The organism is Brucella haematophila (genome assembly GCF_005938105.1).
Classification (GTDB): Bacteria; Pseudomonadota; Alphaproteobacteria; order Rhizobiales; family Rhizobiaceae; genus Brucella; species Brucella haematophila.
In genome coordinates this window covers 1-12,514 of record NZ_VCPE01000020.1, presented here as the reverse complement: position 1 = coordinate 12,514, position 12,514 = coordinate 1, and the positions used below count along the sequence as shown (strand labels likewise).

Here is a 12,514-nt window from a genome sequence, read left to right as displayed (position 1 = left end):
TGCAAAGTTCAGGATTTCCGAGACAAGTTAGCCGCATACCGCACGGAGTTCGGCGATCATGCCGGTGAGAAATCCATCAGATGGCAGAATCAAACAACTAATTTTGCGGCGAACGGAGGAGGCAGAACTCTTCGCCCCGGAAGCGAAGTGCAACATAGCTGCATTGGTTCATATGATCGATCAAACAGGCTTGCTCCGGCGTTGCCATTTCTTCCATCGTGCAGCGCTCTTGCGCACATACCTTACTATAAATCTGACCGGTGGGAACATACGCCACGAAAAGCGAGGTCTTCGGTCCTTTCGGGTTGAGGGTTTCATATGCGGCTGTTAACCTCTCGAAAGCCGCAACATCTTCCCCCACAGGGTCACGGTCGATCCCCATCTCGCCAACCTCACCGACCATTTTCATGTAGCGCAGATGTTCTGATTGAGAACAAACTAGTCGATCAGCCTTTGCGGGGATCGAATACGCCAAGATAATGGCACTGAGGATAACCGCCAACTTCCGTATCATTTCGCGTTTCGTCTGTGCTTGAGGGCCGTATAAAGTTTTTGGTTTTGCTGTCAATTTCCTGTCTCTCTTGACGAGTCAACCTAAAAAACTGCGCCAACTCCAGCCATCCTAGTGTCCATTGCAAGGAAAGTCATTCATAACGACAAGGGTCGCAATGAGGTCCAAAAGCCGACAGTGTCGAACGCACAAGAGAGCGATAGGAATTTGGCGCAAAGCTGCCGACCATTTCGGCAACAAAGCACAAAAATAAGGCTACATCTAGAGCGCGTTGCGACACCAACGAATGGAACAAATATTATGGCCACTTTTATTCTGATACCCGGGGGATGGCAGGGCGGGTGGGTCTACCGGAACTTAGCAGACATATTGACAAGGCACGGGCACAACGTCGTGCCGGTAACGCTTTCGGGACTGGGCAATGTTCCTGCTCCCATGACCAACCTTGAAAGCCACATAGGTGAAGTCGCCGAACTCGTGCAGTCGCAAACCTGCGATGACCTAGTTCTTGTCGGGCAATCCTATGGCGGGATGGTCATGAGCGGCGTCGCAGACATCAATCCGACGCCAATCCGGGCCCTGATCTACGTCGATGCCTACGTACCCGATTCAGGAGACTCTGTGTGGTCGCTGACAACACCCCGTTTTCGGGACATGTTTGTCGCAGGTGCAGCGGCTGACGGGTTGAATTGCGCGCCACCACCCAGTCTCGACTCGAGATGCCGCCCACATCCGATCGGAACGTTTCTCCAATCAATTACACTCACTGGACGCTGGCGAGATGTTCCGCGCAAGACATTCGTAGGCGCACATGGCTGGGAAGGAAGTCCTTTCCTTGAGCTTTATCGACGCCTGAGCCACCAGCCGGACTGGACAACCTTTTCGCTCAATTGCGGACACAACGTAGCACGCCTGGAGCCGAAGGCCTTAAGTCGAATATTGTTGGAACAGAATTGATCGGCAAACCACCGCAGGTCATCTGAGATGTCTCGGGATGACTGAGGCCCGCCACACCTGGTCTACCCGTCCACATCGACCCCAGCATGCTTCGAAGCGACTGCTGTCGTTGACTATCCGACTAAGATAAGTTGACCTGCTAAAGCTCGATCACAATTTAAAGAGTTCATGAAAGTAAGAAGCCTGCGCACGAAAATGCTGGTTTTCAAAAACTTTATCCTCTTGCCTGCTTTACATTCTTCCTGTTTGCATCAACAAGTGAATAATCGGCACCATAATCGCCGTGATAAACAAGCACTTTGTTTAGATAAATTTGTTTCTGATAGCCAATACGAACAGCTATGCCATCACACGCGCCATGTAGTGTATTTATGCCCATTTCTCCATTACGATTTTAATCCAAAAACAAAAGCCCCCTCCGCTCTCCGCTAAATTTTCAACTTAAATCCGTCCTCATAGCTAGGAGTTGTCGGGCGACAACTCCTTTAATCTGCGTCCAACTCTCATTAACCGATCATTAACTTTAAATATGTTGAGCCTCGCTGGGAATCGGGGTATTCATAGACGGAAATTATCTGTGTTTACGCAAAAAAGCGTGTCTACATTGGAGCGTGACTTGGAGTCGAACGCAAAACTTAACAAAGCTATTCACAAACTAATCGCTACTCATGCGAAAGACTTGTCTGCGCAGCTACAGAAGCATCGCATTCAGTTATACCCCCCGGAAGCTCGTAAAAGTTTGCGTTCATTTAGTTCCACTGAAGCTGCAAAACTCATCGGCGTGAACGACGGATACCTACGCCACCTCTCTTTAGAAGGCAAAGGGGTCCAGCCCGAAGTTAGCGCGAATGGTCGCCGATCTTACAGTGCTGAAGCAATCCACGAGCTACGTAAATATCTCGATGAGAACGGCAAGCACGACCGCAGATATCTTCCTATCCGGTCGAAACACGAACATCTCCAGGTAATAGCTGTCGTAAATTTTAAGGGCGGCTCCGGCAAGACAACCACCGCTGCACATCTTGCACAGTACCTGGCTCTCCATGGCCATCGCGTTCTTGCTATCGATCTTGACCCGCAGGCATCTCTATCCGCTCTTCACGGTTTTCAACCAGAGTTCGATGTAGGCGACAATGAAACTCTGTATGGCGCTGTCAGATACGATGGCGAGAGACGACCTCTCTCGGAGATCATAAAGAAGACTTACATGCAGAACCTCGATCTTGTTCCGGGTAATCTGGAACTCGTCGAATTCGAGCATGACACCGCTCGTGTTCTTGCACGCAACGATCATCAATCCATGTTTTTCACGAGAATGGATGAAGCCATTTCATCCGTTGCGGATAACTACGATGTCGTTGTTGTAGACTGCCCACCCCAGCTCGGCTTTCTGACGATGTCAGCTCTTTGTGCAGCAACTGCAGTATTGGTGACTGTCCATCCGCAGATGCTCGATGTCATGTCGATGTGTCAGTTCCTGCTCATGACATCGGAACTGCTGTCGGTTGTCGCTGAAGCTGGTGGCTCGATGGACTACGATTGGATGCGATATCTAGTCACCCGCTACGAACCTGGTGATGGTCCGCAGAACCAGATGATGTCTTTCATGAGAACCATGTTCGGCGATCACGTTCTTAATCACCCAATGTTGAAATCTACTGCAATTTCTGACGCTGGCATCACTAAGCAAACCCTTTACGAAGTCCCAAGAGAACAGTTCACAAGAGCCACTTATGACCGTGCCCATGAGGCTCTGGACAATGTTAATTCGGAGATCGAAAAGTTAATTCACACAGCTTGGGGGAGATCGTAATGGCTCGCAAAAACCTGCTTGAAGGCTTGCTTCCTCAAAAGTTGTCGTCCGACAACTCTGCTCCCGATGAAGTTCAAACTCCTGAACGCGCATCTGCTGCGTTCTCACACAAGGGCGCAATCGGCGCTGTTTCCCGTTCCATTCAGCAACTGAAATCTAGCTCAGTTTCTGAGATCGAACCTGATCTTATTGATGAGCCATTTGTCTCAGATCGTCTTGAAGAGAGCGATGAGAGCTTCGCAGAGTTTGCAGCTCAAATAAGGGAACATGGACAACAGGTCCCCATTCTCGTTCGCCCCCATCCAGATAAAGAAGGTCGTTATCAGGTAGCCTACGGTCGCAGACGACTTCGCGCAGTGAAGGAAGCTGGAAAGCTCGTAAAGGCGACCGTTAAGCCTCTTTCCGATAACGAACTCGTAGTTGCTCAGGGACAGGAAAACAACGCCAGGCAAGACCTTTCATATATTGAGAAGGCTCTCTATGCGCTCCAATTGGAGGGCAGGGGCTTCAAGCGTGATGTTATCATGTCTGCGCTTGCGATCGATAAAGCCGCGCTTTCACACCTTATTTCTACAGCTGAACGTATTCCAGACGACATCATTCGCGGTATCGGATCCGCGCCAAAAGCAGGCAGAGATCGATGGGTGAAGGTCGCCGCTTATCTTGCAGAGGCAGGCAATATATCCTACGTACGTGAACTCTTAGACGGTGAACTTAAAGCACTCTCATCGGATGAACGGTTCGTTCGTGTTTTCCAGCTTCTAAAGCCACTTACCAAAAATAAAAAAATGGTGCCGGTTAAGTCCTGGAGATCCAAAGATTCCTCAGTTACGTTCTCAATAAATCGGATGCCTAAAAAGACATCAATCGAACTCACTGACGCTAATGCTGGTGATTTTGGTGACTGGATATCTGCTCGGTTAGACTCTCTTTATGATGAGTTTGAGCAATCAAAAAAGACACAAACTGGAGATTAAACCGCAAAAGAAAAGCCCCCACAAACAAAGTCTGTGAGAGCCGATCTGTAATCCTAGCAAATTACGAATCGCATTTCTCAGAATCTTTGTCAATGTTTTTAACGTCATTTTGGCGGGTGGATTTCTTTTGCCTTTTGAAAGGTGAGAGGGAATGCAAATTCTGAAGACTAACACGTCCGCATTTCGTGGACGAATGAAGGCTTTTGCCCAAAATGCTGACCCGCAGGAAAAGCCTGAGCAGGGGAGAGGCGTAAACAGATGGGCGCTCTACAAACAGCTTTGCCTCACTAAGGCTGAATTCGGTCTGAACGATCGTTGTCTTGCCGTGCTGAGCTCACTTCTGTCATTTTTGCCTGATGATGAATTGCATGAGAAAAGCGGTCTTGTCGTTTTCCCATCCAATCGACAGCTTTCGCTGCGCGCCCATGGCATGCCGGAATCGACACTGCGCCGTCATCTGGCGTCCCTGATTGACGCTGGGATCATTGCGCGCAACGATAGCCCGACCCGCAAACGCTATGCTCATAAGGATAGGGAAGGCGGCGTCGAGCTTGCTTTCGGCTTTTCCTTTGCGCCCTTGCTCGATCGCGCGTCTGAAATTGCTGCTATCGCAGATAAGATTCTCGCCGATCAGAAAGAACTGAAGCGTCTTCGCGACGAAGTGTCCGTCATGCGCCGAGATATGGCGGCAGCTTTTGCGGATAAGGCCGAAGAAACAGGTGAGCGTGGCGCGCGTCTCGAAGCGTTGTTCATTTGCTTCCGCGCCATTGTCGACGCTATTCCTCGCCGCGCATCTCTTGATGAACTGTCCGCGATCAGGGCCAATTTTGAAGCCATTCGTGGTGAAATGGCTATCGTGTTGAAACCAATAGAGATTGTTCCGGAAATGAGCGGCAGCGTCGCTCATTATGAGCGGCAGCATAATGAATCCCTGTCAGAATCCCTTTTTGAATCTCAAAATAGCAAAAAGATTGATTTGAAAGCGCCTTCTGCAGAAATACCAGTTCCCGTGAAAGCTGAAAGCGAAACTTCTGCCGAGTTAACGCCATCCATATCTCTCGACCAGGTGCTTCGATCCTGTCCGGATATCTGCGAGTATGGTGTGAACGGAATTGGCACATGGCGTGAGCTTCTTGATGCCTCGCGTATCGTCTCGGGCTTTCTCGGCATCAGTCAATCAGCCTATCAGGAAGCTATCCGTTTCATGGGGCCAGAAACCGCTTCAACCGCTATTGCGTGGATTTTGCAGAAACTGTCGGCCATCAACTCGCCTGGCGGATATCTACGGTCTCTGACACAGAAGGCGAGGGGAGGGACCTTCTCAATCCGCCAACTCCTGTTGTCGGGAATGAAGGCAAGTGGGTGTCTCGTCTCAGTATGAGACTGCTTTGACCCGTTTCTTAAGGCACAGCCATGAGTTGGAAACGTCTATCGCGGATAAGCCAAATTCTGGGCTCGGGCCTAGTCGCGGGATTGCTTTGTTGGCTGGTCTGGGCCGGTGCGCAGGGTCTCGTTGGGGTCATACAGAACGGGAGGATCGTCAACAGACGAGGGTCGGACATTTATATGAGCGATAACCCGATCATATTTTGGGCTCTCAGTGGATTTTTCACGCTCGGGTTAATTCTCATGGCCGGTCTGGCGTTGATTTGCTTATCGCACTGGTTTTCCCTTTTTCCGACGTTCGAACCGTTAGGCGAGGGGCTTCCTAGGGGTAACCGGTATCGCGGACGGCAACCAAAGAAGATGGGCGTCTCGGCTCCGGTTTTCAGCAAAGCGCGCATGGAATACCGCTGATTAAGGGAGATCGGAAATATAAGTGTAGGCCGCTCGTACGAAGACCATCGCCGCCAGATTGCAGCGATGGACCTGGCGACAAGTCTGCGGGATGCCGATTCAGATCGGTCGAACGTTTTCCGCTTTGGCTTTGCCGGTCTTACGATCCTGGCCGATTTCGTAGCTGACTTTCTGGCCCTCTCCGAGCGATCCGCCTGCTTGGGCTAAGCCGGAGACATGCACAAAAACATCACTGCCGCCACTTTCTGGCGTGATAAAACCGAAACCTTTGTCAGAATTGAAAAATTTTACCGTGCCCGTTGCCATATGGATCCTCTTAAATGGAGCGACGTTTGCTTTGCCGATGGACACTATTGAATGCGCAGGGGACGCGCAACTGCCGCTTATCGCGGCTACCCGATCGATTGATCATTGAACCAAGTCCCCGCTGGCCATATGACCAGTATGAGTTCTTGTGAGGAGGCGCAGACTTGAGTGTTATATTCCTGAACGGGTCAGGCAGTTTGATTTGTGACGGCATTGATGCTGGCCAGATTGAATTTAGTATTGCGGAGCCTGCCGACAGTCCGGATACGACTAGGCGTGGAAAACTCTGGGGGAATAAGCAGGCTATTGCTGTGGCGATGGATGCCCAGAAAGTGGAACTGAAACCTTCCGATGCTCATGATCTCTTATCTCTGGATGTAGAAGATACTGATCGGCAGGGCGGCATATCATTCAGTGTCCTGTAACAGGCTAAGCGAAGGGACCTTGTTGGGATCAGCCAAACATTTCATTCGACGACGCGTCTTCTGAAAGGATGGCGCGCTCAGATGTGCTTGATGCGAGGAGGCTGTAAGCAAGCGTCGTGACCCCGACAAAAGCTATCAACATGACAACAACGGCGACCAATAGCCGGATGCATTGTCGGCGTTTGAAAGATGATTGGCCAGTCCAATCGATTATTGACGAAGGGTAATTGTCGTTCATAAGTCGATACTGCGCATAAAATTGTAAACAAGCCTTTGATTGAAAGCTGTGCTTACAAAATTTAACTGTGCGGTAGCGGCTGAGATAGCATGAATACTCTCTACATCGCCATAGGGTGCCCGTCTTTCGAAGAGGCCTGACGCTTTTTGATGGCTTCAGTTGGCTTTTAAGCGCTCAATCGTTTTTTCGCGCCAAACCCGGAGTTGACCGAAGGAATTAAATCCCGGTGCTCTTCCCAAAGACACCGGGGCCGTTCAACACAATCTGGTCACGTTCATTCCGCTTTGAACGCCGAAAATATAATTGCCTTGAATTCAGATTCCAACCCGTCTGTGGCGCGACAATTTAGATAGGAAGCGCGACAAACCGGATGAAGATTTTGGTGCTCGCGATTTAATGAAGATGTACCGAGTATCTGTGTGTTGCAAGGACTATTTTTGGTTACTTGACGCAGAGCGACATAAGTTTGATTTGGAGATTGACGCTGCGCGACAATCTGGATGACTTATATTTGTCGCTCAGGTCCGCAAAAAGTCGGCCCGTTTTAATCAGGCCGACTTTGATTGCGCGACAATCTACATTTGCGTTTGTTTGTCGCGGCGCGTCACTGAGCTGGAACGAGAGCCGGAGGTAATGCATCGGCTACGTCGGATGCTTCATTCTCCCCCAGTGTTAGACGTGTGATAGCGGTTTTGCGCCTGTAGCTTTCCACATTCATCTCGAAGATGGTCGCGTGATGAACCAGTCTGTCGATGGCAGCCAGCGTCATGGCTTTATCGGGGAAGACCTTGTCCCATTCCCCAAAAGGCTGATTTGCAGTGATGAGAATTGATCGTCGCTCGTATCGTGCACTGATGAGTTCAAAGAGCACACTGGTTTCAGCCTGATCCTTGCTCACATAGGCCATGTCATCGAGTATGAGCAGATGATACTTGTCAAGCTTTGCTATTGCACCTTCAAGATCGAGATTTCGTCGCGCGGCCTGCAGCTTTTGAACGAGATCGGTGGTGCGGGTAAACAGCACCCGCCATCCATTCTCGATCAGTCCTACGCCGATAGCCGCCGCAAGATGCGACTTGCCGCCGCCCGGTCCGCCAAACAACATCAGATTAGCCCCATTCTTCAGCCAGACATCGCCTGCGACCAATGCCATTACACGGGCTTTTGAGACCATCGGGACGGCTGTGAAGTCGAATGCATCGAGGGTTTTCCCCGGAGGAAGACGTGCTTCGGTGAGATGGCGCTGCATGCGCCGTGTTTCGCGCTCGGCAATCTCGAACTCGGTAAGAGCCGCAAGCAACCTGGCTGCAGGCCAGCCTTCGGTGTCAGCCCGTTCAGTGAAGCTATGCCAGGCCTATGATATCCCTGGGAGCCGCAGATCAGTGAGCATTAAAGACAGGCGCGCAGTATCGATTTGATCGTTGGACCTCATGCCATCACCTGCCTATGCGTGCTGATCAGCTGATCGTAATCGACCAGCTTGCCCAGATCGACATTAACCTGGGGAACGCTGGCCGGGTTGGGTGCGAACCTGACGCGCATTTCATCAATTGTGGGCAAACTCCCGGCATTAAGCGTAGTCTCAATGGCATCCGCCAATGCAGCCTCGACATTGCGCTCATGAGCGAGGCTGAGCAATTCTACCGTTAGACGGCAGGCATCGCGTTCGGGCAATGCTTCCATGGCGGCGTGATAGAGTTTGCGATAAGCGTCCCTTGGGAAGAGCTGATCGCGATAGATAAGTCGCGGCAAAGCTCCCGGCTTTCGGCGAAGCGAATGAATGACATGGCGGTAGTTTACAACATGCTGAAGAGGACCAAGCTGGCCGCGCACTCGCGGAAGCGTCATCACATGAGTGCCACCCAGAAACAGTTCGATGTGCTGCTTGAAGAGCCGTGCGCGCAAGCGGTGTCCGATCAGCCGTGATGGAACAGTGTAAAACACCCTGCGAAGGGTAAACCCTCCGCTGCTGGTGACGCGAACAATCTCATCTACGCCCTCCGGCTGGCGGTCGCGCGGTAGCAGTAGCAGGCTTTCGCGCTCAGCGGCAATCTCTTTGATCCGGCGGGCATTTCGCTGACCGACAACGCCATCAAGAAAGGCAGCAAAACTGGTGACGTCGGGAAAGTCGCGCGTTCCGCGCAGCAAAAGCGCATCTTCCAGTTCCCGCTTCAGATCGCCATGAGAACCTTCAACTGCTCCATTCTCATGAGCGACGCCGCGATTGTTGCGACTGGCTTTCATACCGTAATGGGCACAAAGGGCTTCGTAGCGATCCGTCATATCGCGAGCGCTATCAGCATTGATATTACGGAATGCAGCCGAAAGACTGTCTGTACGGTGGTCACGCGGTGCGCCACCCAGCGACCAAAGAGCATTTTGCAAACCAGTAGTTAGCGCAGCAAAACTTTCACCGCCTTCAACAATCTGGGCATGCTCAAAGCCACTATATGCAAGACGGAAGTGGTAGAGTAGATAATCCAAAACTACCCCTGCGATTGTAACCTTAAGACCCGGCGCATGGGTAAAGTCCGAAAGCCCCATATGTCCCGGCTCATGAACCTGCCGGAAGATGACTTCCTGGTCTTCTCCATGGAGCGCACGCCATGCGCTGATCCGTCGTTCAAGTGTGCGGCGGATGCCAGCTCCGAGTTCAGGGTGGCGTTTGCGAAGTTCCCGAAGAATGCCAACCGGCCGCAGTCCTGGTGCGCTTTGCAGCATAGGAACAACTTCTTCTATGAATATCCCGGCCAATGGATCAGGTCGACGGCGTTCGTGTTTGACCTTCTTCTCGCTCGGCAGGCGAGGATCTGTTTCAATCCGATAACCCGTTGATGCGCTGAACCCTGACTTGGCGGCTGCAACAGGAACACTGTGCTTCTCGCGATTTTGCATGTAAAGCCTCAATTGTTGATCTGTGATGTGTCTGCCGGGCATGCATTCTTCCTTTGTGAGAAAAAGAAAAATGCACCCAACACATCGCGATCACCAGACGGCGTGAACCCAACCGGGTTTGCGCCGTCGCGATGAACGTCCCTGCGGTCGGGCAAGCCCTCCCTACGGGACGCTCATCGCGACAAACTCATCTAGATTGACGCCGTTCCCACGTTGATTGCCGCTCTACACCCGTCGCTTATATGAAAACATCGAAGACCCTTCAGTAGAATCCTGATCTCGGGGTAATCCGTTTTGGATCTTCAAACAATTTTAGTGCGCCATTTGCGGTGAGAGCGTAGCGGACGCCGCCGGCCGGAGGCACCCGCGCTCCCATATCGCGCTGTAGGGTTGCCGGAGGCCCATTAAGAGAGGCGAGATGGCTTCGGTTAATAGAATGGGTAAGTTTGATGCAGATTACCGAAAAGGTAATACGGAAATACCGGTTGGATGACTCATAAGGGTAATTATGGTCCTAAATTCTAAATATAATGGCATCTAAAGCGCACTTTTCAGGCAGAACGTCTGTTTATGGGTTGTCGGAATGAACCAAATCGGTAACATTCATTGCCGTCGAATACCAAACTTTGAGGAGAATGTGACCGGGTAAAAAAGAAAAACCGCTCCCGAATAAATCCGGAAGCGGGGTGCAAATTTCAAACCTTCAGTAAAAGTAGAATCGCACTCCCATCTTCCAATGTCAAACAGAAACGCTTTTCGGCGAACGGGAAATCTTTGCCTGGTCCTCAGTGAGGAGATGAGGAGTATGGGGGAAGCCCTACAACCTGTGCGGCGAGTCGGCCGTAAACAGACACCACAACGAACCGAGTTTCGTCGAATGGCTCGGTTCGCAGAGATGGGAACTGTTACACGCGGCCAGCTGATCGGACTTGCGCAGTCACTCCCTTGCCTTGGCCTCATTAATGGCACAGAGGCGCACTTGCTTGTTACACTGATCAATACGGCTCCAGCAGAGAGCTATGACAAAGGCGGCCGACCGATCGTGTTCAAATCCAATGCGGCGCTTGCCTTCGAGATTGGACGATCCGAGGGACGTGTGAGCCGTATGTTGTCACAGCTCTTCGATGCCGGTTTAATCACCATGCAGGACAGTGGTAATTATAAGCGCTATCCGGTCCGTAGCGGGGACGGCAGTATTGCCGAGGCTTGCGGCATCGATCTGCGCGTTCTCATCGCCCGCTTCCCGGAACTCGATGGGATGGTCCGACAGACAAAGGCGGAAAAGAAAGCACTCAATGCGAACCTGCGTCGCTATCGCGGCGCCGTTCGCAATCTACGTAACGCGCTCGCCACTATGGAGGACATCCCCGCTCGGCTGCGCTCAATAATCGAGAAGCGTTTCGAGCGTGTTCTCGATGCAGTAGGCATCGCGAGCAAGGCATCAAGTGCTGTTCTGCGTCGCGCAACAGGCTTGATTGAATGGATCGTCGAGCGGGTAATGCAGCTCCCTCACCGTGAGCAGCCGTCCGATAGAAACGAAGATTCGACATGCCCGTATGCCGAAAACGACATGCACAAACAGATTACAAACCCCTATTCCCTTGAAAGTAGTAGTGATGAAATGCGTTCGGCTAGCGCCGAACAACTCAATTTTTTGATGACCGGCTTCGCCGGTAAGAGGGCTTTCGAAAAAAGCCTGGGGCGCAATTCGGGTAAAAACAATCGACCGCACCACCCGCCACAAGCGTTAGTGGCCCTACAGGATGTGTTACGGGCAATACCGGCGCTAACCACTTATGGAATGTCGCTCCCCCGCAACTGGGCTGAATTAGCCCGGCTCGCCCCACAAGTCTGCCGCTTGGCGGGTATTTCCGAAGATGCACGCCGTCGCGCGGTGGATCAGATGGGGGAACAGGCCGCCGCAATTGCCATCGCCATTACACTGCAGAAGTTCGACCAACAGGAAGTGAAGTCGCCGGGCGGCTATTTGCGCGCCATGACAGCGCGCGCAGCCGCCGGCGAACTGCATCTTGCCCGCTCGGTTTTCGGGCTTGCTGCCCGTCATGGAATGGAGGGGATACATTGATCTTTCGCTCCGTTTTCGCCGCGCGGTTGCCATACGGCCTGGTTGCGCGCAGGGCAGGCCGAAGCGATGTCACGCTACTTGCCGCAAAACCACGGCATCGACATTGCCGAATAAGGGTATGCCGAGAACGAAGCACGCGCACGTTTGCTTGGAATTTGGGCAATGGATGTGGAGAGCCCGCATCTCTATCGACGGCCCCATGCCTCCAGATAAGCCCGGCCTGTATAGCCATATTGGCATTGTCGAGTGATCCGGCGCAGAGAACCGTTCCGGTTATCCATATTTGCCAAGATTACACGAGGACCGTTGAAAAAGCATTCTATCCGTCTATCATGCATTGCAATATCGGTACCGTATAAACGGTCTATGCCGACGAGATGGGTTGCCATATTGGCGCATAGAATACACCTCTAATCCGGTTGCTTTTGACGCTCGTTCGCACGTCGACGCGGTTGCCGCAAAGCCGGAAGCCTGAAAAATTTCCCCGCCTGCGGCTCCTCGCGCGACAA

The 12,514-nt window shown here is 51.8% G+C and carries 10 protein-coding genes and 1 pseudogene; 7 read left to right on the top strand and 4 right to left on the bottom strand.

The window, feature by feature from the left end:
• Positions 1–97: 97 nt before the first annotated feature.
• Positions 98–568, bottom strand: a complete 471-nt coding sequence (locus FGI60_RS22460) for a hypothetical protein (protein WP_128094906.1) — start codon at positions 566–568, stop codon at positions 98–100.
• 243 nt (positions 569–811) lie between these two features.
• Between FGI60_RS22460 and FGI60_RS22455 the strand changes: the two genes are divergently transcribed.
• The 5 genes from FGI60_RS22455 (at position 812) to FGI60_RS22435 (ending at position 6,055) form a co-directional block, all read left to right on the top strand.
• Positions 812–1,468, top strand: coding sequence for an alpha/beta fold hydrolase (locus FGI60_RS22455; protein ID WP_094574718.1), 657 nt, complete (start codon positions 812–814; stop codon positions 1,466–1,468).
• A gap of 616 nt (positions 1,469–2,084) precedes the next feature.
• A complete protein-coding gene (gene repA, locus FGI60_RS22450) occupies positions 2,085–3,281 on the top strand; it encodes a plasmid partitioning protein RepA (protein WP_138787085.1) in 1,197 nt (398 codons plus the stop codon).
• The gene (gene repB / locus FGI60_RS22445) at positions 3,281–4,258 is read left to right on the top strand and encodes a plasmid partitioning protein RepB (protein WP_094574714.1); all 978 of its coding nucleotides are present in this window, start codon (positions 3,281–3,283) and stop codon (positions 4,256–4,258) included. Before repA ends, repB begins: the two co-directional genes overlap by 1 nt.
• Positions 4,259–4,409: 151 nt before the next feature.
• Positions 4,410–5,639 carry a plasmid replication protein RepC gene (repC, locus tag FGI60_RS22440; RefSeq protein WP_138787084.1) on the top strand — a complete coding sequence of 410 codons (1,230 nt, stop codon included), beginning with the start codon at positions 4,410–4,412 and terminating at the stop codon, positions 5,637–5,639.
• A 185-nt stretch (positions 5,640–5,824) separates the two neighbouring features.
• Positions 5,825–6,055: a hypothetical protein gene (locus FGI60_RS22435; protein WP_138787083.1), complete on the top strand. Its 231-nt coding sequence runs from the start codon at positions 5,825–5,827 to the stop codon at positions 6,053–6,055.
• Positions 6,056–6,154: 99 nt separating this feature from the next.
• Here FGI60_RS22435 and FGI60_RS22430 read toward each other — a convergent pair whose 3' ends face one another.
• Positions 6,155–6,361 (bottom strand): cold-shock protein, encoded by a 207-nt coding sequence (locus FGI60_RS22430; RefSeq protein ID WP_094574707.1) that lies wholly within the window; start codon positions 6,359–6,361, stop codon positions 6,155–6,157.
• Between the two features lie 164 nt (positions 6,362–6,525).
• Here FGI60_RS22430 and FGI60_RS22425 point away from each other — a divergent pair, with 164 nt between their 5' ends.
• Positions 6,526–6,786, top strand: a complete 261-nt coding sequence (locus FGI60_RS22425) for a hypothetical protein (protein ID WP_094574704.1) — start codon at positions 6,526–6,528, stop codon at positions 6,784–6,786.
• Between the two features lie 842 nt (positions 6,787–7,628).
• Here the strand turns inward: FGI60_RS22425 and istB are convergent.
• Both istB and istA read right to left on the bottom strand, forming a co-directional pair.
• Positions 7,629–8,456 (bottom strand): annotated as a pseudogene (istB, locus tag FGI60_RS22420) (IS21-like element helper ATPase IstB).
• The gene (gene istA / locus FGI60_RS22415; RefSeq protein WP_094574699.1) at positions 8,453–9,961 is read right to left on the bottom strand and encodes an IS21 family transposase; all 1,509 of its coding nucleotides are present in this window, start codon (positions 9,959–9,961) and stop codon (positions 8,453–8,455) included. The pseudogene istB and the gene istA overlap by 4 nt, the downstream one beginning before the upstream one ends.
• Positions 9,962–10,724: 763 nt before the next feature.
• Between istA and repC (FGI60_RS22410) the strand changes: the two genes are divergently transcribed.
• Entirely contained in the window at positions 10,725–12,005 is a 1,281-nt protein-coding gene (gene repC / locus FGI60_RS22410; protein WP_094574697.1) for a plasmid replication protein RepC, read from the top strand.
• Positions 12,006–12,514 lie beyond the last annotated feature (509 nt).